This window comes from Chryseobacterium sp. (assembly GCF_029240215.1).
Classification (GTDB): Bacteria; Bacteroidota; Bacteroidia; order Flavobacteriales; family Weeksellaceae; genus Chryseobacterium.
Genome location: NZ_JARBTK010000004.1, coordinates 14,843 through 37,914 on the forward strand (window position 1 = coordinate 14,843; position 23,072 = coordinate 37,914).

Below are 23,072 nucleotides of genomic sequence, written 5' to 3' on the forward strand. Positions count from 1 at the left end.
GCAAACTAATTAGTTATGAAAAACCTGATTTTATTGCACGGAGCTCTAGGTCACAGTGATATTTTTAATCCTTATTTAGAAAAACTTTCAACCTATTTCAACATTTATACTCCTTTATTTTCCGGACATGGAAATCTCAGTTTACCTGAAAACGGAATTACCATTGAAAAATACACACAAGAATTAGCTGAATTTATTGAAAAAGAAAATCTGCAGGACGTTCATATTTTCGGGCACAGTATGGGAGGTTACGTTGCGCTTTGTTATGCTTTGGAAAATCCTTCAGCTGTAAAATCGATCATGACTTTAGGAACAAAATTTGACTGGACGGAAGAACAGGCCCTGAAAGAAAGTAGAATGCTAAATCCTGATGTTATTATTGAAAAAATCCCCAATTATGCCGAACAATTAGAAAATCAGCACGGCAGTCAATGGAAACAACTACTTCCCGCAATTGCTGAAATGATGATTTCTTTAGGTAAAAATCCACCTCTGAAAAGTGATAATTTATCTACACTTGATATTCCCGTTCAGATCATGATCGGAGACAAAGATAACATGGTAAGTCTGGAAGAAAGCATCAATGTTTATAAGACAATTCCGTATGCAAAATTAGCCGTACTTCCTGACACGAAACATCCTATGGAAAAAGTACGAACAAATTTATTATTTGATTTAATGAAAGATTTCTGGAATATACCTTAATTATCTTTGAAGTTTTTCCCCATAACTCAAGTCTCCGGCATCGCCCAAACCTGGCGTGATGTAACCTTTTGAAGTTAAATTTTCATCAATGGCTCCCACCCATATTTTTGCTTGTGGATAAGCTTTTTCAATAGTTTCCACACCTTGCTTGGATGCAATTGCTGCAACAATGTGAAGCTGAGAAGGAGTTCCGTTGGTCAGCAAATCTTTTATGGCTTCAATTAAAGAAGCTCCTGTTGCCAACATTGGGTCTGCAACAATTAATGGTCTTCCATCAATATTAGGGCAGGTTAAATAATCTTGTTTTATAGAAAAATAATCGTTGGCATCATGCTTTCTGTAAGCCGCCACAAAACCGCAGTCTGCTTTGTCAAAGTAATTTAAAATCCCTTCAAACAAAGGAACTCCCGCACGCAAAATCGTTGTAATCACTGGCTGAACGGCAATTTCCTGAACTTTTATAGTATCTAAAGGTGTCTGAATTTCAATTTCCTTTGTTTCTAAATCTTTAGAGATTTCAAAAGCTGCAATTTCTCCTATGCGTTCCATATTTCTGCGGAATCTCATTCGGTCATGCTGAATTTCTACATTTCGAAGCTCGTTAATCCATACATTAACTAAAGAAAAAGTTTTAGATAGCTCTACGGTCATAATTTGATTATTCTGATAACAAAACTATGAAATATAAAATAAAATCCCTCTCAGAAATTTACTGAGAGGGATTTTATGATTTTAAACCTTTATATCTTCGGCTATTTCTGTCTGAAATACACTTCAATCGGAACTCCGGTGAAGCCGAATTCTTTTCTAAGTTGATTTTCTGTAAACCTTTTATACGGTTCTTTTACATACTGAGGCAAGTTACAGAAAAATACAAATTGTGGCGATGGTGTCGGAAGCTGTACACAATATTTAATCTTGATAAACTTTCCTTTGTTGGCAGGTGGTGGTGTGCGTTCGAAGATCGGAAGCATTACTTCATTTAATTTTGAAGTTTTGATCTTCTTCTTGCGGTCTTCATAAACAACCATTGCCATTTCAACTGCTTTTAAAATTCTCTGTTTCGTCAAAGCTGAAACAAAAAGAATCGGAATATCGCTGAACTGACCGATTTTATCTCTGATTGATTTTTCGAAATCTCTTACGGTATTTGTTGTTTTATCTTCAACCAAATCCCATTTGTTGACAACGATCACAATTCCTTTTCTGTTTTTCTGAGCAAGACCGAAGATATTCATATCCTGAGATTCCCATCCTAAAGTCGCATCAACCATAATGATCACGACATCAGAAAATTCGATTGAACGGATAGACCTCATTACAGAATAAAATTCCAAATCTTCATTTACTTTAGACTTACGACGCATTCCTGCAGTGTCGACCAAAACAAACTCGTGTCCGAATTTATTGTAAAGCGTCTGAATACTGTCTCTTGTAGTACCGGCAACATCGGTTACGATATTTCTGTCCGCATCAAGCAAAGCATTCGTCAAAGTAGATTTCCCTACGTTTGGACGACCTGCAATAGTGATTTTCGGCAGACCTTCGAACGGATCTTTATAATCTGTAGTTGGAAAATCATTAACTACATCATCAAGAATCTCACCTGTTCCAGAGCCTGTAGCAGATGATAATGTATAATATTTTTCGATTCCTAACTGATAAAATTCCGTAGCAGCCAATTCTTCTTTAGCAGAATCTACTTTATTAATAACAATATAAACCGGTTTTTTTGCTCTTCTCAACATCTCATGAATCTCGTAGTCTGTGTCTGTAAGACCTTCTTCTACGTTCATCATGAAAATAATTGACGTCGCTTCGTCAATCGCTAGCTGTACCTGTTTTGAAATTTCTTCCTGAAAAACATCTTCGCTGTTTACTTCATAACCACCTGTATCAATGACGGTGAAGTCTACCCCATTCCAGTCAGATTTTCCGTAATGACGGTCTCTAGTAACTCCGGAAGTCGAGTCTACAATAGCTTCTCTTCTTTCTAGTAAACGATTAAAAAGTGTGGATTTTCCTACGTTGGGACGCCCAACGATTGCAACAATATTTGACATAAAAAATGTTTAATAACCCATGAGATTGCACTCAGGATCAGATTATCAATGAGTTACTCCAACTATTGGAGCCCAATTTTTTGCAAAGATAAGGTTTATTATTTAGAAATCTAAAAGCGTTTTTTTCCAAATATCTAATTCACAAATCTATACTCAATATTTTTTCATAAATTTATAGCTAGGCATGAGATCTGGTTTAATCAATATCCAACTTATTAATTTAGTTATGAAAAAAATACTTATTATATTGCTGGTTGCGTTTGTCATCATTCAGTTTTTTCCTATCGACAAAACCAATCCTCCTGTAAACAAAGGAATGGATTTTTTGAGAATTAAAAACACTCCGGAAAATATCGCAAAGACCATCAATACTTCGTGCTATGATTGTCATTCAAATGAAACGAAATATCCTTGGTATTCCAGCATTGCTCCGTCTTCCTGGTTTTTAAAGAACAATATCAACGAAGGCAGAAAGCATTTAAATTTCTCTACGTTTGCAATGTATGAACCTAAAAGACAAATACACAAAATGGAAGAATGTATTGAAATGATTGAAAAGAAAGAAATGCCTTTAGAATCATATTACATCGGACATCAAGATGCTAAACTGACTGATCAGCAAAGGAAAGAACTTGTTACTTATTTTAAGAAACAAATAGAAGATACCAAGATAAAAATGCAATAAAAAAACATCATGCAGGAAAACTGGAACGATAAACATATCGTATTTTTTGACGGTGAGTGCGGCGTCTGTAATTTTTGGGTTCAATGGATTCTGGAAAGGGATAAAAACGACCAATTTATGTTTGCTTCTCTGCAATCAGGATTCGGTCAGAAGTTTCTTTCTGAAAGAGGTTTAGAAACCAAGCAATTCAACACCCTATATCTCTGGAAACCCAAAAGCTACTATTTTACAAAATCTCAGGCCGTTTTAAAAATAGCTAATTTACTTGGCGGAATTTACAAACTTTCGGCAATGGGGAAAATATTTCCGTCTTTTTTTAGAGATAAAGTTTATGATAAAATTTCGGAAAACAGGATGAAACTTGCAAACCAGAAATGTTATTTGCCGACACCTCATCAGAGAAAGAAATTTATTGAGATTTAATTTTTTTACTAAATAATTAACCGTAGAGTTTGTCATTCCGAAGGAATCTAAATTATATTTAAATTACGATACTGAAATCCCTCCGGAACGACAAACATTATTATAAACAAAGGAGAGCAAATCGCTCTCCTTTTTCAATTATTGATTTAATGACCAAACTGTATAGCTGTTTGGCGCACATTGAATTTTCACCCATTTGTCTCCCTGAGTTGTAGGATACCAAGATGAATGACCTGTAAAGTCTTTGATTTGCTGACTCGCCCAGTTTGTCTGGATCCATCTTTCCTGCCAGTTTGAAGAACTGTTGATATACACAACTAATCCAGGATTTCCGTTGTAGCCATTTCTTCTTGCGATATACTCATCATTATCGGTATAAAGAATAGAAGTATTTCCTGTTGCTTTGTTATTGTGAATCCAGATCAGGTTATTTAGTCTTTCTTTATTTAACCATTCTTCGTAATCTCTGTAAAAAATCGTAGGATAACCTTCATGAGTTAAAATATACGCATAAGCCAGATTTTTATTATTAATGATATCCGTATCATGATTGGCTACGAATGTCACAGCTTTGTAAGGATTTCTTTTCCACATCATATCATCATTCAGAGCATTCAGATTTCCGTTATCAAAAGCTTCATCCATTTTGTAGTAAGCAGCAAAATCAAATACAGAACTGTTTGCATTATTTGCCCACCATTCCAGAGTATTCACATTAGAATCCCATAATTCTCCGACAGAAAAGCCGCCGATATTAGAATTCCATGTATTGACAACCCAAGGTCCGAAACCTTTTACGTAGTCAAATCTCCAACCGTCAAATTTCATTACATTTTTGTAATATTTTCCGACAGAATCTTCACGTTCCCAAAGCCAGTTCTGCACATAAGGATTGGCATGGCAAAGGTCAGGAAAACCTCCAAAAGCTCCTTCGTCATTATTGCCGTAAGAATTTTTGTAAAAATCATTATAGCTTCTCTGAAATTTACCTGAAGCAACGCCGGAAAAATCTGTCCACGTGTTTGTTCCCGTAAAAGGGTTTGCCTGGGATTGTCCGCCACTGTTGTGATTGATTACAATATCGGCATAAACCTGCATGTTTTCTGCATGAGCTTTTGTAATCAATGCTTCCAGTTCAGTTCTTGATCCGAAACGGGTTTCTACACTTCCGTTTTGATTGTAATTTCCGAAATCATAGTAATCTGTAGGATCATAACCCATTGAATAAGCACCGTTTTGCGCCTTTGAAGCCGGCGGAAGCCAAATTGCACTCATCCCCGCATTTGACCAATCGGTGACTTTATCTTTAACGGTATTCCACCAAACCCCACCATCCGGAACGTCCCAGTAAAAGCCCTGCATCATTACTCCGCCTCCCGGACCTGCAACGAATTTTCCATTTGCCGAAGAGGCACCTGTACTGAAAGGTCTACCATCATGAGTGGTAACATTTACCGTTTTGTCATGTACTTCAAACTGTTTAGGTGTTTCGTTGATCGTGTCATCACTATTCTGACAAGAACTGATAATGCCTAAAGCCAATAGAGAAACTAAAAAAAGTGTTTTTTTCATATAAAAGGTTTTTAATTATTATACTGGCAACTAAATTACACTTTTTGCGAAATAAATTTCATAAAACACAAAATAATTTACTTTGATTTTAAAATTGGTGTATAAATTGTTGTACCATTTTTATTAAAAAAATATAAACTTTTAACTTTTTCAGGCCCCTTTTTTTATTAATCCATATATTTGCATATTATGGAATACAATACCCAAAGAACTCAGCTTAATATGCCGGAATACGGCAGAATCATCCAACAACTGGTTGAGCGTTGCAAAGAGCTTTCTACAAAAGAAGAAAGAAACGAAATGGCAATGGCAATCATTGATTTTATGGGTCAGAGAAACCCACAACTACGCGACGAAGAAAATTACAAACATAAACTTTGGGATCATTTATATATTTTGGCTAAACATGATCTTGATATTGATCCCGTTTACCCTTTCCCAACCAAAGAAGAGCTTGAGGAAAAACCCAAAAGAATGGAATATCCTAAGCTTCAGGGTGATTTTAAATTTTACGGAAAAAGTATTCTTCAATTAATAGAAAAAGCAATCGAATTGGAACCGGGAGACGAAAAAGAAGCCCTGATCGAGGTAATTGCCAATAATATGAAGAAGTCTTACAATGTCTACAATAAAGAACACGTAACCGATGATGTAATTTTCCGTCATCTTAAAGAATTATCTGCAAACCGACTTGATCTGACCAATATTGAATCTCTTGAAAAAAGCAAGATCTATTATGCAACAGCTAACCGCAATAATCTCAACAAGAACAACAATAACAGAAATCAAGGCAATACTAACAACAATTTAAACAAAAGGAGATTTACCAATAACAACAATAATAAGAATAGAAGATAATGAGTGGGACATTTCAAATAAGAGGAGGAAAAAGACTGCAAGGTGAAATCACTCCACAAGGGGCAAAAAATGAAGCTCTCCAAATCTTATGTGCGGTTTTGTTAACTGATGAGGAAGTAAGAATAAAAAATATTCCGGACATTCATGATGTCAACAGGCTGATTGAGATTTTGGGAGATTTCGGGGTAAAAGTGACGAAAAATGCCCACGGTGACTTTACTTTTAAGGCAGATAATGTCAATTTCGATTATATTAAATCTAACGAATTTAAAAAAGACGGTGCAAAACTGAGAGGTTCAATCATGTTGATGGGGCCAATGTTGGCTCGTTACGGTGAAGCTTATATGCCGACTCCGGGAGGTGACAAAATCGGAAGAAGAAGATTAGACACACACTTCCAGGGATTGGTAGAATTGGGTGCCGAATTTCATTATGATGAAAATGAATATTTCTATTCTTTAAAAGCCAAAGAACTTAACGGAAAATTTATCCTTCTTGAAGAAGCTTCCGTAACAGGAACTGCTAATATTGTAATGGCAGCAGCTTTAGCAAAAGGAAAAACAAGAATATACAACGCAGCATGCGAACCTTATCTGCAACAGCTTTGCAAAATGCTGAACAGAATGGGAGCTCAAATTTCAGGAATCGGTTCAAACTTACTGACGATTGAAGGAGTTACTCATTTAAACGGTACAGAACACACAATGCTTCCTGACATGGTAGAAATTGGCTCGTGGATTGGTCTTGCAGCCATGACGAAATCTGAGATCACCATCAAAAACGTCAACTGGAATCAACTTGGTGTTATTCCAAATACATTCAGAAAACTGGGAATTGAGCTTGAGCAAAGCGGGGATGATATTTACATTCCTTCCCAGGAACATTATAAAATTCAGAAATTTATCGACGGATCTATTCTTACAATTTCCGATGCGCCTTGGCCAGGCTTTACACCAGATTTATTATCAATTATTTTGGTAGTGGCAACACAGGCAAAAGGAAGTATTTTGGTACATCAGAAAATGTTTGAATCAAGATTATTCTTTGTTGATAAACTGATCGATATGGGAGCACAAATTATCCTTTGTGATCCACACAGAGCAACCGTTATCGGTTTGAATCAGGAATCACCACTTCGTGGAACTACAATGGTTTCTCCGGACATCAGAGCAGGAAATGCACTTCTGATTGCTGCACTTTCTGCAGAAGGAAAATCAATTATTCACAATATTGAGCAGATTGACAGAGGTTACGAAAATATCGACGGAAGACTGAAAGCGATCGGAGCTGATATTGAGAGAATTTAAGATTTAATTGAGATTAAATTTAAATACAGATAAAAAAGCGTTCAGAAAATAAATTCTGAACGCTTTTTATTTATACTAATCAATGAATATGAATGGCTTGGTTTTACCAACCACCACCGCCACCGCCACCGCCACCGCCGCCGGAGAAACCTCCTCCACCCGATCCTGAACCGGAACTGCTTCCTGAACTTGAAGGTTCTGTTGCTGCAGATTGTATAGAATTGGTTAGGCTGGAATTGAGAATACTTACCATTGCAAAATGATTCATAGATGAGCCAACATACCAGTTGCTTTGATATTCGTATGACATTTTTTTGAGCAAATCATCGAATTTCTTACCCCAAATATCATCTACACCCAAAACCATTGCAAAAGGCAAAAGTTTTTCGAAAGACTGCGGAGTCATTTCGGGTGGATTATGAAATTTGATCTGTTCGTTTTCCGCTGCTCCCATGTACATTTTAAAACCTTCAATGAGAGATTTTTTTCTGAGTTTTTCTTCTGAAGGACGTTTAATTAAAAACTGATAAATCACCAAAGACATAAAACTCAAAATGATAAAAATATAGCAAACATTAAAGTTATTGTCAATCGTAAAATCGCTTTCATTATGAATAAGTATTCCTAAAACGACAAATGCGACGACCGGAAAAACCAAGAACAATTTAAATAAACCGGGATAGAATTTAAATAAAACAATCGCAAGACCAAAAGCCACCGTTAAAATCACGAGAAGGACAAGCCCTAAAAACACTTTTTCAAATTCGGGGAAAATTCTGAAACTCAGGAAAAGTCCGAGAAAATAAACAAATAAAATGGCAAGAATGGGAATTATTAATTTTTTGGAATTATTCCCTTCATTCAATAACGGATCATATTGAAATTTAAGAGCTGACTGAAAACTTCTGACAGCACTTTCAACTTTAGAACTGTACTCTCCGTCAAATGTAACGCTGTCTTTACCACTTGTAAAAAGGCTATTCATCAAACCAATTTCTTCTTTTGGTAAAATTTGATCAGGTTCTTTCAGTTTTTTAACCGTAAACATTTTAGATTTAAACAAACCTAAAATACCCGAATCTTCACCTTCGATAATCTGAACATATCCTTTAATGGCTAAATTCACCAAAGCCGCCGTGAGAAATTTATTTTTAAAATTTTCATTCTGAATATATCCCAAAGAAGCCGGTGAAAGATCATCAGGAGAATTGAACTGCGGATAAACAATCGGTTTTTCTGGATCGACACCATATTTTTTCCATGTTGAATAATAATAAAGCAGCAATCCTAAAAAGATGACAATTCCTGCAATCAAAATTCCGAATTTCTCGAGAAAAGTTGGCGGCGGTGGCGGAATCATCACTCCTTTTTTGAAACCGACAGCAACCGTCAAACCTTCACCGGAACCAAGATCTTTTGCGCTCCATTCAATAGAATGTTCTGACAAAACTTTGGCTGTACAATCCTGAGAATTACTTCCGTAAGAACCTTTATAACATGAATTCTGTAAAATTCCTGCACCTTCAGGAAGATTGATCCTTGCTGAAATACTGTCAACAGGAAAATCCCAATCATTTCCGTTGACATTCCAATACAACTCGTCATATTTTGGGAAAAAACCGATCTGCTTTTCTGTGGTATATTGTATTTCGTAATCGTAATCTCCAGGACTTAGAATGACATCTTTGTTTCCGACATAAATTTTAAGAAAACCATCTTCGTATTCTTCATGAAAATCTTCGTCGACACCATTTTTCTTTACAGAATTCACATTATATTGTACTTTCTGAGTGGTATTATTAAGATTTCTAGTCAGCGGAAGTGAACGAAAAATCCCTCTTTTGATTTTATCTCCAAGACTGTGTACTTTTATTTTTTCGGTAACATTCAGCCCTGAATTTTTATCAACATCAATATTTGCATGAAAATTAATAATCCTTTCAGAACCTTCATTAAAATTGACTGATTCTGAACTTACAGCTTCTGCTCCTTCTGCTTCCTGAGCATAATTAAAAGAAAATATAACGAGAAAAAGAAATGCTAAAATCTTTTTCATTCTTTAAAATTTTACTGTTGGAACTTCTCTCTCTGCAATATTTTCCAGCTCAAAAAATTTAGCTTTTTCAAATTTGTACATATTTGCAACGATATTACTTGGGAAAGATTCTACCAGAGTATTATTTTCTCTAACCGTACCATTGTAATATCTTCTTGATTTTTCGATATCGTTTTCAATGGAACTCAATTCTGCCTGTAATTGCTGGAAATTTGTATTCGCTTTCAAATCCGGATATTGCTCTGCAACGGCAAATAAATTCACCATCGCCTGGTTCAGATTTTTCTCCGCCGCTTCTTTGCCTTCTACAGAATCTGCTCCTACAGCAAGATTTCTGGCTCTTGTCACATTTTCTAATGTCTCTCTTTCGTGTGTAGCGTAACCTTTCACCGTTTCAACCAAATTCGGGATTAAATCATGACGCTTTTTTAACATCACATCTATACTACTCCATCCCTCCTGAACGAGGTTTTTAAGTTTTACGAGACGGTTATAAATGGAAACTCCATACAGCACCGCAATTATTAAAATACCAAGAACAACAATAAGTATAACCATAATTTTGTAATTTATTTTAGTTAAAAATAATCTTTTTCTCGGATAATTGAATAAAAATATCTATTCTACTTTTGCCTTGAAGCAAAAGGTAGCAAAAATTCAAGACTGAGAACTCGATTTAATTTTCAAATAATAAAAAAAGCGCTCAATAAATTGAACGCCCTCAACTATATGGACTTACAGCTTACGAATACTTTCTGCAGGTATAATCAACAGTCGTATTCATAAGTTTATTGTTGTTCAGAAAAAATTCAAGTTCCTGATATTCTTCTGCATTTGCTTTGATATGTAATTGAAATGATCCGAAATTTGCTCCGTTCATATACTCCACATTTGCACTCAGTACTTTATAACAGATTCCCATTTGCTGGTAAATCGCATTTAAAAGATGGTCAAACTTCATTTTCCCATTCAGTTCTACTTCGATGATCAAATCTTTTTTGATAAGGTGTACATTTTTTGGCAAAGCCTGCAAATTTGGCGTAATCATAGCTAAAACAATTTGTGATGAACAATACTTTCTGAATTACATTTTTGAATATTTAATTATTAATTCCTGACAAAAGTATAAAAAAATAATAGTCTACCAAATTAGTAGGGTATTATTTTTTAATTTTAACTAAAAAAAGAGAAGATGTTTATCTTCTCTTGATCTTTAAAGCTCTTTAATTCTTTGTAATTTATCTGAAGCAGCTAATCCGTTTGGATTGCAACCGGGCTCACCTTCGGGAACTTTGAGATTTTTCTTTTGGTAAAACTCATCCCAAAACAAATTGGTTTTACCGGTTTTGGGATCAATGAAAGTCATGGGTTCTAATTTGAAAATATCATCTTTTCTAAATAATCTTTCGATAAAATCTGAACAATAATAAGAGTTTTCGTCTAAAATATAATTGAAATTATACGGTTTCCCCAACATTGAATTGGCTTTTTCTATCGCATCGGGAATAGCATTCTGGAATTCAGGTTTTAGCCTGTAAACCACAATTTTTTGCCCATCATTCGCCTGATCTTTTAGAAATTTATCCAAATCTTGCTTTTGAGAACCATTTTTCGGGGCAGCATGAAGTACAAAAATATCTTTTCCGTCTTTTTGTACAATTCCAATATGATCGAATGAGGCGCTTTTCTGCTTTTGAGTAACATTATTGATCGCTCCTGAAAGCCCGCTTTCTTTCGCTGTAACGAATAGCAGATCACCGTTTTTCAGATCTGAAGCAATCGAATTTCTGCAACCAGAAAACAGAATTAAAACAAATGCAATCGCAAATATCCGTAAAAAATTATTTTTTAAAATTGTTTTCATAAATATTAACCCATTCTTCAACAGTCATTTTTCTACTCAGTTCAGCGATTAATTCAAAAGGAATCTCATCTATTTTTTTGAAACGGATGCAGGATTTTCCCATATCCAATTTTCTTTTTGAATGTTTTGGAAATTCAGCAACAAACCAATCTAAAAGTTCAGGTTTTGCATAAATTCCCATATGATACAATGCTATGAAATTTTTCTGTGAAGCCAAACTCATAAAGGGCAACGGAGTACCGGGAGTGCAATGATAACCTGCAGGGAATGTCTCTAAAGGCACATTCCAGCCGACCATTCCATAACTTACCCCTTTTTTAAAACCTTCCGGTAAATTTTCGGTAATGGTATCAAAAAGTCTTTTAAAAACCTCCTTTCTTTCTTCAGAAAGTTTTGAAATATAATCTTCTACAGATGTTGCAGTAATTTGCATAGTGTAACAGTTTTTTTTGGTTTTCAAATTAACAAAATTTAAATTACATAAAAAAGCAGCCATACTTTTGTACAACTGCTAAAAAATAATTTAAAAATAAAGGTTATTTTTTGATTGCTTTTGCAACAGATTCTGTTCCGTCTTTGAAGCTAACTTTCACTAAATACATTCCTTCTTTCAATTCACCTACATGAATTTCTTTAGAAGCATCATTCACCTGTTTTACGATACGACCTGCGACATCATAAACAGTTACTGATTTGATATCTTTTGTCTCAGAAATGTAGATTACATCTTTGAAAGGATTTGGATAAACTTTGATATCTTTTTTAACAGCAGAAACTTCTGAAGTTGCTAAAGTGGCGTCATAAGCAGAAATTCTAAACTGTCCATTTGTAGAATTTGAATAATTCCAAACACCAATCAGCAAAGTAGCTCCAGGAGTCTGACCCGTTAATGAAACAAGAGAGAAGTTTCCGTCAGATGAGCTGTCATCGTCACAACCAACTTGCGTCAAACTACCACAAGACCCTGTATAAACACCTAAAACTGTATCTGTAACAGAAGACCCAGAAACAGATTGTGTCTCTATCGTAAGATTGCCGCTTGCAGGAACCACTACAGAATACCAAGTATCATTGAAACCTGTATTTTGACAGCTGTGAGTAGCAGTTGTATCTGAAGTACCAGTTGCTCCTACAGTTGTTGCAATCACCGGATTAGTCCCGAATGTACCTCCAGGAGTAATAGCTACAGGTGCAGAACATTCATCATTTACAGCTTTAGTAGTAACAGAAACACTTGTCCAAACACTCATATCAGTAGCAGTACATTTTGACCTTACCCATAAATAATATGTTGTACTAGAAGAAGGCAGAGATATCGTAACAGAGGTTCCTGAAACAGGGGTCCCGCTTACTGTAGGTGCTGTATTTGCAGTTGTGTAAGCATACTCATATCCACTTGCAGGAGCAGAAGAAGGTGCCGTCCAGTTTAATGTAGCAGAAGTTGCTGTAACAGCAGAAGGCGTCAGAGCTGTTGGAGGAAAGCATGAAGGAACCGGCTCCCAAACTACATCATCCCAGTAATAACCTTTTCCATCAGCAGTATTACGTACTGCCAATCTTGCATTCGCAGGAATTGAAGAAGGTACAATTACAGTATACTCAGGATTAGTACTTGTGTAGTTTGTATTTGTAATACTTAAAGCTTGTAGCAACACAAAAGTACTTGCGTCTGTAGGATTAGTTACGTAACCGACATTTAATGTTCCGGTCGCAGTATTAACCCTAGCTTTTAATTTCAACCAATGAGTACCTGCATTAATATTACTAAATTCTGGTAAAACTACAGTACTAGGAGTCTGAGTAGATGTATTCGTTTGATAAACATTTCTTGTTCCCGAAGCAGGTGTAGTTGAACTAATTGACATCGTCCCATTTACAAAATTTCTTACCCAGCAATCCGGAAGAGTAGTACCCGTAGCATAAGAATCGAAATTTTCAGATAATGAAGTTACAGGACCACATGCCGTTTTGAAAGTTCCCGAAAACGACCAAACACTTTGACCCGTTGCATTGCTGCAATTAGTTTTTACCCAGTAATAATAAGTAGTATTAGGATTAAGACTACTAATAGGTGTAGATGTTCCGGTTAAATTATTGAGTTGAGGCGCTGTTGTAGAAGTTGGTGCTGTAGCACTCGTACTGTAATAAACTGCGTAAGACGTAGCTTGTGTACTTGCAGAGGAAGCCCAAGCCACTGTAGCTCCCGTAGATGTAATACCTGTTGTGGCCTGAAGCACAGGAGGAGCGCAGTCTGAGTATGCATCTGCAGAGAAAGCAAAGATGTTAGGATAACCAGCACTTGTAGATGTTTTTGTTATTGTAACACTCTGAATTAGCTTTGTCTGGTTGGCTGCATCAATATTAATAGCCGCCTGATACATCCTTGGGTTCGTACCGCCTGCTGCATCTAAACCGTCTGAAGTTCTATTAATTCTTCCTAAACCCTGAACCGCAAAACCTGACCCGTTATACCAGTCTGGAACAGCAATTCCTGTTGCCTGCTGATTGGTACCATCTGAAAAATTAACAGTCACTGTAAGTGTAGAAGAGTCACTTCCACTGGTAGAAAGCATATACAGCTTAGTAGCAGCTTTTGGAGTTGCAAAAACTAATGTTCCCGTAAGATTCGTATTAGAAAGCCTTAAAGAATTATTTGCACTAAGGCTTCCTAATTGATAACTTAATCCTGGTGTTGTTGTCACAACTGATGTTATGATCCCATCTACAGGAACACCATACGTGATTGGTGTACTCGTTGATGTAGCTAAAAAATTCTTCGCAACAAAGGTGTATGAATCACCATCTAAAATAGAAGTAGTGGAATTCAATGACGGTCCCACTCCGTTAGCAATTACATCTTCATTATATCCGGAAGCAACTGACATCGTCTGATAGTTCTGAGCCATAAGACTTGAGGATGAAACCGCTAAAGCAAAACTAGCAATTCCAAAAAATCGATTTATTTTCATATAATTAATTTAATATGCGCTAAATTAATAAAAAACCAACATATATCAATTAAAATTACATAAATCAAGTCAAATTAATATAATCAGTCAAAAAAATACAATTTACAAAAATTCATAATATTAACACAACTACATTAATAAAAATCTTATCAAATGATAAAATTAAAATTTTTGTTAAAATTTTAAACATAATTTAAATTTAAACAAAATATAACATTCGCTCCATAGTTTTTTACTTATTAAGAATTTAATCCTATTTTTGCCTTACAAATTTTAGAACAATGCCTAATATCTCAAACAGAGCACAACAGATGCCGCCTTCACCGGTAAGAAAACTGGTTCCTTTTGCCCTAAAAGCAAAACAAAGAGGAACGAAAGTATATCATTTAAATATCGGACAGCCAGATATCGAAACTCCGGAAACAGCTTTGAATGCTTTAAAAAACATTGATTTAAAAGTATTGGAATACGCACTTTCAGAAGGAAATATTGAGTACAGAAAAGCATTGACTGAATATTACCATTCGTTGGATTTTACAGACCTTACTCCCGACAACTTTATTGTAACAAACGGAGGATCAGAAGCATTGAATTTTGCAATCTCTACTCTGTGTGATGATGGCGATGAAGTAATTATTCCGGAACCATATTACGCAAACTATAACGGATTCACAAGTACATTCAATGTAAACGTTGTTGCCGTACCTTCTACAATTGACACAGGATTTGCCTTACCTCCGATCGAAGAATTTGAGAAAAAAATCACTGCAAAAACCCGCGCAATCGTTATTTGCAACCCAGGAAACCCAACCGGCTATCTTTATACAAGAGAAGAACTTCAGCAATTGGCCGATATTGCTTTAAAATACGACATCGTCATTATTTCAGATGAAGTTTACAGAGAATATGTTTATGACGGAAAACAGCAAATCTCAATGTTCGCTTTTCCTGAACTGAGCGAAAATTGCATCATCATCGATTCAGAATCTAAACGCTATTCTATGTGTGGCGTAAGAATAGGATGCCTGATTACTCGTTCTAAAAAAATTCACGATGCCGCAATGCTTTTTGCACAGGCAAGATTAAGCCCTGTACTTTTAGGACAGATTGCCGCAACCGCTGCTCACCAAAATGACGGAGCCTACATCAGAGCCGTAAGAGAAGAATACACACACAGAAGAAATGTTTTGGTGGATTTACTAAATGCTATTCCCGGAGTAATCTGCCCAAAACCTAAAGGTGCATTCTATTGCGTTGCAGAACTTCCGGTAGACGATACCGAAAAATTTGCTCAATGGCTTCTTGAAAAATATTCTTTAAACAATGAAACCATCATGGTTGCTCCGGCAGGAGGGTTTTACAGCAATCCTGAACTAGGAAAAAAACAGGTAAGAATCGCTTACGTTCTTAAAGAGGAAGATCTTAGAAAAAGTGCAGCCATTTTAAAAGATGCGCTCGAAAAATATAAACTGGAATTTAATTTCTAAGTAAAAATGGTGTCAGCAATAAAAAACAATGTTTTGAAAATATTTTTTTCAATGTTTTTATTGCTGACATTTTTTTCATGCAGCAAAAAAACTTCAGACAATAATTCTTCATCAGGAAATCCGGAAGAAATCACATTTATTGGATTATCCAACGTTGGTGGCGAACAAGGCAATTACAGAATCATAAAAATAACAAAAGATTCCATACACCTTGAAACAGGCATGAACGCAGGTGAAAAACACAAAGAGTGGCACAAAGCCATCACTCCTAAAACCTGGAAAAATCTGACTTCTTCATTTAAAATCAAAGATTTAAGCCTGATAGAAAGCTCACCAAGCATTCAGTATCTTGATGGTATAGATGAAACTTTTCAAATTAAAACCACGAAAAATTCTCACGTCTTCGTCAATGCTTACAGCGACACTCATTATAGGCAATTTGAGGAATTTAAAATTAAACTCGAAAACATACTTCCTAAACAACCTCAATAGATCTATATTTTTCGCAAAAAAACAATCAAAAACATTTAACTTCTTCTATCAATGCAGGAAAATTTTTCTTTAAAAGCATATAACACTTTCGGTGTAGATGTAAAAGCCAAATATTTCACAGAAGTACATTCGGTGGAAGAATTGATTGAATCCCTCAAACCCGTAAAATCTCAATCTTTCCCGCTTCTTTTTTTGGGAGGAGGAAGCAATGTTCTATTTACTCAGGATTTTGACGGATTAGTCATTCAGCTTAATTTAAAAGGAATTTCAGAAAAAAACATCAACGAAAACGAAGTTTTGGTGACAGTAAAAGCAGGAGAAAACTGGCATGAATTTGTAATGTTTTGCTTAAATAAAAACTACGGCGGACTGGAAAATCTATCGCTCATTCCCGGCAACGTAGGAACTTCACCCATGCAGAATATCGGAGCTTACGGAACCGAGATAAAAGATACTTTTGTAAGTTGTAAAGTTCTAAATCTTGATACTTTAGAAGTTGAAGAATTTGATCTTGAAAAATGCAGATTCGGCTACAGAGATTCTATTTTTAAGCAGGAAGGGAAAGGAAAATACGTGATTTTGGAAGTCACTTTTAAATTAACAAGGGAGAATCACATCATTAAAACCGAATACGGCGCAATAAAAACCGAACTGGAAAATTCAGGAATTCAAAAACCAACCATTCAGGATGTTTCTAAAGCCGTCATCAATATCAGACAAAGTAAATTACCCGACCCAAAAGTCATAGGAAATGCAGGAAGTTTTTTCAAAAACCCAACAATTCCTTTAACTCAATTTGAAGATTTAAAGTCGAAATTTTCAACTATTCAAGGCTATCCGAACGGAGATTTCGTAAAAGTTCCGGCTGGCTGGCTGATCGAACAATGTGGTTGGAAAGGAAAACAAATCGGAAACGTAGCTTCTCATCAATTACAATCTTTAGTCATCATCAACGCAACAGGAAACGCAACCGGAAAAGAAATTTTTGATTTTTCGACGATGATTATTGATTCTGTGAAGGAGAAGTTTGGGATTGAATTGGAAAGGGAAGTGAATATCATTTAAAAAAATCATCATGTCAAAAGATTTAACCGAGAAAGAATTTAAAAAGTTAATTCAAAAGCATATTGATAAAATTGATTTTGTGAGAATTGTTCTTGATGATGAATCTTCGATATCCGGTTTTATCGTGAAATTTTCTGACGATTTTATAATGATTGAAGAAACATATGATTTCTCAATGAGCGGAATCAAAATTTTGCCTTTCGAAAGACTTAAAAGTATTCGCCATAATAAGTTTAATAAAGTTTCAAAACATATTTATTCTGAAGAAAATCTGATTAAATTCAATTACAAAATAATCGATAATACTTCTTTAAAAAACTTCGAATCGCCTTTCAAATCAATTAAAAAAACAAAATTTTCATTGCATTGTTGAGAGCGCGAAAAAAGACAAGGATATTTTTTCAATTGGTGAAGTTTTGGACGTTAATAAAAAATCAGTAGTTATTAAAAACTACTATGCTACCGGAAAAATAAACAAAAAGCCTCATAAAATTCAATTTAAAAACATAGAATTAATTAATTTTATGATAATTACTCTAAAGTTTTTAGAAAGTATTTAAAAGAATAACAAAATTTAAAACAACACACACAAATGAAAATCGCCATCATCGGAGCCGGAAACATGGGCCTATCTTTCTCAAAATCTTTCCTGAAATACGAACTGATAAAGCCTGAAAACCTACAGCTTATCACGAGAAACGAATCTAAAATCCCAAAAATATTGGAAGAATTTCCCAAATCTAAGATTTCAATTTTTGATGATGTTAAAGATTTAGATGCAGACTTAATCATTATTGCTGTAAAACCTCAGGATTTTCAGCATGTTGCAGAGAATTTTAAATTTAAATTGAAAGATAACCAAATGATTCTTTCCATCATGGCAGGAATCAAAATAGCTAAAATTCAAAAACTTCTCAATCATCAATCGGTGGTAAGAGCAATGCCGAATTCCCCTACTCTTTTGGGAATGGGAATTACAGGTTACACTTCGGCACAGGGAATTGCTTTCAATGAATTAATGAATGTCGAGCGACTTTTAAACAGCACCGGAAGATCAGTTTATTTGGAAAATGAAGATTTACTCGATGGCGTTACCGCACTTTCAGGAAGCGGGCCTGCGTATTTTTACTACATTGTTGACGCCATGATCAAAGCAGGAATGCAAATGGGAATTGATGAAAATCTTTCCAAACTTTTTGTAAAACAAACCATGTTGGGAGCTTATCATTTGATTAACAATTCTGATAAAAATCTTGAAGAACTGATAAAAGATGTTGCATCAAAAGGCGGTACAACCGAAGCTGCCCTGAAAACTTTTGAAGACAACAATTTTAAAGAAATTCTACAAAAAGGAATCTTAAACGCTGAAAAACGTGCTAAAGAACTGAACGGATAGAATTTTAAAAACAACTATATTCAATTTATCATTTTGTAGGAATTTAGATTTGGTATTTCAATATCATCGCTTAGATTCCTACGGAATGACAAAACTTTACATTCAATTATTTAACCACTAATCTGCTGAATCTGTTTTCCAGCATTTTCTTGATTTTCCATCCTAGAAACACTCCAAAAGTATTGAGAATGATATCATCAATATCAAAAACTCCAAGTCTTGAAAAATACTGAAGTGCCTCAACAATCACAATAGCAGAAACAAAAGCAATAATCAGACTTTTCAAATCTTTTAGTTGAAGGAAAACCCAACCCAAAAACCCGAATGGAATAAACATTACAACATTTCCAACAACAATTTTAAAAATATCAACCCATCTTACCGTATCGTGAATAAACCAAAGCGTGGAAACAATCGGCTTTATTCTTACAATATTATCTTCATACTGAAATCTTCCCATCCCGAAAAACATGAGATAGAGCAGAAAAACCGTGTAAGGCAGAATGAGTAATTTATAAGATTTCTTTAACATCATTTGCAAAGTTATTCATTTCAAAAGCATTAAATTTGTTGTGTTAAAATAATTTAATGAAATACGTTTTACTTACGCTCATTTCAGCGATGCTTTTGTCCATATCGTGGCCCACGTACGGAATTCCGTTTTTTATATTTTTCGCACTTGTTCCGCTTCTGATGATGGAACACGGCGTGTCTAAATTTTCACAGTTTAAAAGAAAAAGCTGGGTAGTTTTCGGACTTTCTTACCTCTGTTTTATCATCTGGAATATTGTCACTACAGGTTGGCTATACGGTTCAAAAAATCCGGACGGAAGCCACTCGATATTGGCAGTTGTTTTCCCTGTTTTGGTCAATTCATTATTATATTCACTGGTATTCCAATGCTATCATTGGTATAAAAATGCGCAGGGAAGCTATTGGGGGCTGGCTTTTTTTGTAGCGATCTGGATGAGTTTTGAGAAATTTCATTTAAATTGGGAATTTACCTGGCCGTGGTTGAATTTGGGAAATGTTTTTTCAGACTATCCAAAATTAATTCAATGGTATGACACTTTGGGATCAACAGGAGGAAGCTTCTGGATATTATTGATTAATGTTCTGATATTTTACACCATAAGAGCTTTTGAAGCCGGACGAAAAAGAAAAGATCTTATCCGAAATTCTTCTATTGTAGCATTATTAATCATTGCACCGATGATTATTTCTTTAGTAAAATTTAATAATTTTGATGAAAAACCAATTGGTGAAGTCAATGTTTTGATGCTACAGCCCGCTCTCGATCCTTATGCCGAAAAATATTTAAAAGACAGCATCACTATTGTCAACGAACTGCTTTCACTTGCAGAACAAAACACAAAAGGTAAAATAGATTATTATATTGCTCCCGAAACAGCAATCCCGGGAAGAGGTTCGATTTCAGAAACTGCATTTGAAAAAAGCGGCCTTCTGAATGATGTGAAAGGATTTTTAGCAAAACATCCGGGCTCTGTTTTCACAACAGGAATTTCATCCCATCGACTCTACAAAAGCACAGAAAATTTACCAAAAGAAGCGTATCAGCTGAATCCCCAATTGTGGATTGAAAGTTACAATTCTGCGATACAGATTGTTCCCAACCAAAAAGTGGAAGTTTATCACAAAGGAAAATTGGTTCCCGGTGTTGAGATTTTTCCTTACATGAGTGTTTTCAAGCCAATCTTGGGCAACGCAATGCTGAATTTAGGTGGAACTGTAGCTTCTCTCGGAACAGATAAAGAACGTGTGGCATTTTCAAATCCTTATAATAAAGGAAAAATCGCTCCGATTATATGTTATGAAAGTATATACGGAGAATTTGTTACCGAATATGTAAAGAAAGGAGCTAACTTTTTAGCGATTGTCACCAACGATTCTTGGTGGGGCGTTACAGAAGGTCACAAACAACTTTTGTCTTACGCAAGACTGAGAGCGATCGAAACCAGAAGAGAAATTGCAAGATCAGCCAACAGTGGAATTTCTGCCCATATTAACGCCAAAGGCGAAGTTTTGGAAGATACTTTCTATGGTGATCAGACTGCTTTATTTGCTAAAGTCAATCTTTATGATCACGAAACATTTTATGTGAAAGCCGGAGATCTGCTCACCAGATTTTCGATATTTTCTTTTGGCTTCCTTCTTTTTTATTTTTTAATTAAATGGTTTCAGAATAAATTGCAGAAAAAGAAAGCTTAGCTATTTTAAATTATTGAAAGATGCATTTAAGATAAAAATTTAGAAATCGCTTAATAACGCTCTATCAAACAATTATTAAATCTCGTTTGACTCAAAATAAATTGAAAAGGCAAATTATTATTATAAAAGTTTTGTATAAAATTTGTCTGTCTAAAAAATTATTCGTTATTTTGCAACCTCAAATATTATACAAATAAGAACATCGAGATATGTCAAGAATTTGCCAGATAACAGGAAAGCGTGCAATGGTTGGTAACAACGTTTCCCACGCTAATAACAAAACGAAGCGTCGTTTTGAAATTAACTTATTGGAGAAGAAATTTTACCTTCCAGAGCAGGATAAGCACGTTACTTTAAAAGTATCAGCTCATGGATTGAGAGTTATTAACAAGATTGGAATCGAAGAGGCTATCGAAAGAGGCATCAGAGGAGGATTGATTAAAAAGAACTAAATCATGGCAAAAAAAGGAAACAGAGTTCAAGTAATTCTTGAATGTACAGAGCACAAAGAAAGTGGTATGCCAGGAATGTCTAGATACATTTCTACTAAAAATAAAAAGAACACTACAGAAAGATTGGAATTGAAAAAATACAATCCGGTTCTTAAGAGATCTACCCTTCACAAAGAAATCAAGTAATTTATAAATATAATTTACCATGGCAAAGAAAGTAGTAGCAACCCTACAAAGCGGACAGTCAAAAAAAATGACTAAAGTTGTGAAAATGGTGAAGTCTTCTAAATCAGAAGCTTACGTTTTCGAAGAAAAAGTAATGAATGCAGACGAAGTTGACGCTTATTTGAAAAAATAATCAGTTACTTTATTTACAATACAAAAACTACTCATATTTTGGGTAGTTTTTTTGTTATCTTTGTGTGTACAAGACAAAGTAAGCTTATAAAAATCAAAATTCTAAGATGAGTTGGTTTAAAAATATTTTTAAGAAAGAAGAAAAAGAAACTTTAGATAAAGGTTTGGAAAAATCAAATCAGGGTTTCTTTGAAAAAATGACCAAAGCCGTAGTCGGCAAAAGCAAAGTAGATGACGAGGTTCTTGATGATCTTGAAGAAATACTTATCGCTTCCGACGTAGGAGCGTCTACCACCATCAAAATTATCCAGAGAATTGAAGAACGTATCGCAAGAGACAAGTACGTCAATACAAGCGAACTTGACCGCATTCTGCGCGAAGAAATCTCAGGATTACTTTTAGAAAATCCACAGGCAAATACAGGAAACATCGACACTTCAAAAAAACCTTATGTCATTATGGTTGTAGGGGTAAATGGTGTCGGGAAAACAACTACAATCGGGAAATTGGCTCATCAATTTAAAGCTGATGGAAAAAAAGTAGTTTTGGGCGCTGGAGACACTTTCCGTGCAGCAGCAGTGGATCAACTTACCATCTGGAGCGAAAGAGCCGGGGTAACGATCGTAAAACAGGAAATGGGTTCAGACCCGGCTTCTGTTGCCTTTGACACGGTACAGAGCGCAGTTGCACAAAATGCAGATGTTGTCATTATTGATACTGCAGGAAGACTTCATAATAAGATCAATTTGATGAATGAGCTTTCAAAGATCAAAAGAGTAATGCAGAAAGTAATTCCTGATGCTCCTCACGAGATTTTATTGGTATTGGATGGTTCAACCGGACAAAATGCTTTCGAACAGGCAAAACAATTTACAGCTGCGACTGAAGTTAATGCTTTGGCAGTAACAAAATTAGACGGAACCGCAAAAGGTGGTGTAGTAATCGGAATCTCTGATCAGTTCCAGATTCCCGTGAAATATATAGGTGTTGGCGAAAAGATGCAGGACCTGCAGTTATTTAATGGTACAGAGTTTGTAGATTCATTCTTCAAGAAGAGATAACTAATCTTTATTTCTTGAAAAATAAACCAAA

At 35.2% G+C, this 23,072-nt stretch carries 25 protein-coding genes; 15 read left to right on the plus strand and 10 right to left on the minus strand.

Going from position 1 to position 23,072, the window contains the following annotated elements; genetic code table 11:
* Positions 1-15: 15 nt before the first annotated feature.
* A complete protein-coding gene (locus K0R77_RS09700) occupies positions 16-705 on the plus strand; it encodes an alpha/beta hydrolase (RefSeq protein WP_300351783.1) in 690 nt (229 codons plus the stop codon).
* Here the strand turns inward: K0R77_RS09700 and upp are convergent, their stop codons facing one another.
* Positions 706-1,356: a uracil phosphoribosyltransferase gene (gene upp, locus K0R77_RS09705; RefSeq protein WP_300351785.1), complete on the minus strand. Its 651-nt coding sequence runs from the start codon at positions 1,354-1,356 to the stop codon at positions 706-708.
* A 101-nt stretch (positions 1,357-1,457) separates the two neighbouring features.
* Positions 1,458-2,768, minus strand: coding sequence for a ribosome biogenesis GTPase Der (der, locus tag K0R77_RS09710; protein ID WP_300351787.1), 1,311 nt, complete (start codon positions 2,766-2,768; stop codon positions 1,458-1,460).
* Between the two features lie 226 nt (positions 2,769-2,994).
* On the opposite strand from der, the gene K0R77_RS09715 reads away from it, so the two are divergent.
* Together K0R77_RS09715 and K0R77_RS09720 are read left to right on the plus strand one after the other, a co-directional pair.
* Complete coding sequence (locus K0R77_RS09715) at positions 2,995-3,453, plus strand: heme-binding domain-containing protein (protein ID WP_300351789.1); 459 nt, start codon at positions 2,995-2,997, stop codon at positions 3,451-3,453.
* 9 nt (positions 3,454-3,462) lie between these two features.
* Complete coding sequence (locus tag K0R77_RS09720) at positions 3,463-3,876, plus strand: thiol-disulfide oxidoreductase DCC family protein (protein ID WP_300351791.1); 414 nt, start codon at positions 3,463-3,465, stop codon at positions 3,874-3,876.
* A 138-nt stretch (positions 3,877-4,014) separates the two neighbouring features.
* Here K0R77_RS09720 and K0R77_RS09725 read toward each other — a convergent pair whose 3' ends face one another.
* Positions 4,015-5,448: an alpha-amylase gene (locus K0R77_RS09725; protein WP_300351793.1), complete on the minus strand. Its 1,434-nt coding sequence runs from the start codon at positions 5,446-5,448 to the stop codon at positions 4,015-4,017.
* A gap of 189 nt (positions 5,449-5,637) precedes the next feature.
* On the opposite strand from K0R77_RS09725, the gene K0R77_RS09730 reads away from it, so the two are divergent.
* Together K0R77_RS09730 and murA are read left to right on the plus strand one after the other, a co-directional pair.
* Complete coding sequence (locus tag K0R77_RS09730; protein WP_300351795.1) at positions 5,638-6,306, plus strand: DUF4290 domain-containing protein; 669 nt, start codon at positions 5,638-5,640, stop codon at positions 6,304-6,306.
* Complete coding sequence (murA, locus tag K0R77_RS09735; RefSeq protein ID WP_300351797.1) at positions 6,306-7,613, plus strand: UDP-N-acetylglucosamine 1-carboxyvinyltransferase; 1,308 nt, start codon at positions 6,306-6,308, stop codon at positions 7,611-7,613. The genes K0R77_RS09730 and murA overlap by 1 nt, the downstream gene beginning before the upstream one ends.
* Before the next feature lie 103 nt (positions 7,614-7,716).
* Here the strand turns inward: murA and K0R77_RS09740 are convergent, their stop codons facing one another.
* The 6 genes from K0R77_RS09740 to K0R77_RS09765 form a co-directional block, all read right to left on the minus strand.
* A complete protein-coding gene (locus tag K0R77_RS09740) occupies positions 7,717-9,669 on the minus strand; it encodes a DUF2207 domain-containing protein (protein ID WP_300351799.1) in 1,953 nt (650 codons plus the stop codon).
* A gap of 3 nt (positions 9,670-9,672) precedes the next feature.
* A complete protein-coding gene (locus K0R77_RS09745) occupies positions 9,673-10,227 on the minus strand; it encodes a LemA family protein (protein ID WP_300351801.1) in 555 nt (184 codons plus the stop codon).
* Positions 10,228-10,411: 184 nt separating this feature from the next.
* Positions 10,412-10,717 (minus strand): NIL domain-containing protein, encoded by a 306-nt coding sequence (locus K0R77_RS09750; RefSeq protein WP_300351803.1) that lies wholly within the window; start codon positions 10,715-10,717, stop codon positions 10,412-10,414.
* 165 nt (positions 10,718-10,882) lie between these two features.
* Positions 10,883-11,533 (minus strand): YiiX/YebB-like N1pC/P60 family cysteine hydrolase, encoded by a 651-nt coding sequence (locus tag K0R77_RS09755; protein ID WP_300351805.1) that lies wholly within the window; start codon positions 11,531-11,533, stop codon positions 10,883-10,885.
* Complete coding sequence (locus tag K0R77_RS09760) at positions 11,511-11,966, minus strand: DUF1801 domain-containing protein (protein ID WP_300351807.1); 456 nt, start codon at positions 11,964-11,966, stop codon at positions 11,511-11,513. The genes K0R77_RS09755 and K0R77_RS09760 overlap by 23 nt, the downstream gene beginning before the upstream one ends.
* A 103-nt stretch (positions 11,967-12,069) precedes the next feature.
* Positions 12,070-14,502: a T9SS type A sorting domain-containing protein gene (locus K0R77_RS09765; protein ID WP_300351809.1), complete on the minus strand. Its 2,433-nt coding sequence runs from the start codon at positions 14,500-14,502 to the stop codon at positions 12,070-12,072.
* 281 nt (positions 14,503-14,783) lie between these two features.
* On the opposite strand from K0R77_RS09765, the gene K0R77_RS09770 reads away from it, so the two are divergent.
* The 5 genes from K0R77_RS09770 to proC all read left to right on the plus strand — a co-directional run bounded on the left by K0R77_RS09770 (position 14,784) and on the right by proC (position 18,942).
* Positions 14,784-15,989, plus strand: coding sequence for a pyridoxal phosphate-dependent aminotransferase (locus K0R77_RS09770; RefSeq protein ID WP_300351811.1), 1,206 nt, complete (start codon positions 14,784-14,786; stop codon positions 15,987-15,989).
* A gap of 33 nt (positions 15,990-16,022) precedes the next feature.
* Entirely contained in the window at positions 16,023-16,481 is a 459-nt protein-coding gene (locus K0R77_RS09775) for a hypothetical protein (RefSeq protein WP_300351813.1), read from the plus strand.
* Between the two features lie 51 nt (positions 16,482-16,532).
* Complete coding sequence (gene murB / locus K0R77_RS09780; protein WP_300351815.1) at positions 16,533-17,546, plus strand: UDP-N-acetylmuramate dehydrogenase; 1,014 nt, start codon at positions 16,533-16,535, stop codon at positions 17,544-17,546.
* 10 nt (positions 17,547-17,556) lie between these two features.
* Positions 17,557-17,919, plus strand: coding sequence for a hypothetical protein (locus K0R77_RS09785; protein WP_300351817.1), 363 nt, complete (start codon positions 17,557-17,559; stop codon positions 17,917-17,919).
* A 219-nt stretch (positions 17,920-18,138) separates the two neighbouring features.
* Positions 18,139-18,942 carry a pyrroline-5-carboxylate reductase gene (gene proC, locus K0R77_RS09790; RefSeq protein ID WP_300351819.1) on the plus strand — a complete coding sequence of 268 codons (804 nt, stop codon included), beginning with the start codon at positions 18,139-18,141 and terminating at the stop codon, positions 18,940-18,942.
* A gap of 106 nt (positions 18,943-19,048) precedes the next feature.
* Here the strand turns inward: proC and K0R77_RS09795 are convergent, their stop codons facing one another.
* Positions 19,049-19,477, minus strand: a complete 429-nt coding sequence (locus K0R77_RS09795; RefSeq protein ID WP_367182723.1) for a VanZ family protein — start codon at positions 19,475-19,477, stop codon at positions 19,049-19,051.
* Positions 19,478-19,530: 53 nt separating this feature from the next.
* Here K0R77_RS09795 and lnt point away from each other — a divergent pair, with 53 nt between their 5' ends.
* From lnt to ftsY, 5 genes are all read left to right on the plus strand, one after another.
* Positions 19,531-21,171 carry an apolipoprotein N-acyltransferase gene (gene lnt / locus K0R77_RS09800; protein ID WP_300351820.1) on the plus strand — a complete coding sequence of 547 codons (1,641 nt, stop codon included), beginning with the start codon at positions 19,531-19,533 and terminating at the stop codon, positions 21,169-21,171.
* Between the two features lie 209 nt (positions 21,172-21,380).
* Positions 21,381-21,623 carry a 50S ribosomal protein L28 gene (gene rpmB, locus K0R77_RS09805; RefSeq protein WP_076451540.1) on the plus strand — a complete coding sequence of 81 codons (243 nt, stop codon included), beginning with the start codon at positions 21,381-21,383 and terminating at the stop codon, positions 21,621-21,623.
* 3 nt (positions 21,624-21,626) lie between these two features.
* On the plus strand, positions 21,627-21,809 hold the full coding sequence (rpmG, locus tag K0R77_RS09810; protein ID WP_027373683.1) for a 50S ribosomal protein L33: 183 nt from the start codon (positions 21,627-21,629) through the stop codon (positions 21,807-21,809).
* 19 nt (positions 21,810-21,828) lie between these two features.
* Entirely contained in the window at positions 21,829-21,981 is a 153-nt protein-coding gene (locus K0R77_RS09815) for a DUF4295 family protein (RefSeq protein WP_082002123.1), read from the plus strand.
* A gap of 106 nt (positions 21,982-22,087) precedes the next feature.
* Positions 22,088-23,041, plus strand: a complete 954-nt coding sequence (gene ftsY, locus K0R77_RS09820) for a signal recognition particle-docking protein FtsY (RefSeq protein WP_263003514.1) — start codon at positions 22,088-22,090, stop codon at positions 23,039-23,041.
* The last annotated feature ends 31 nt before the right edge of the window (positions 23,042-23,072 follow it).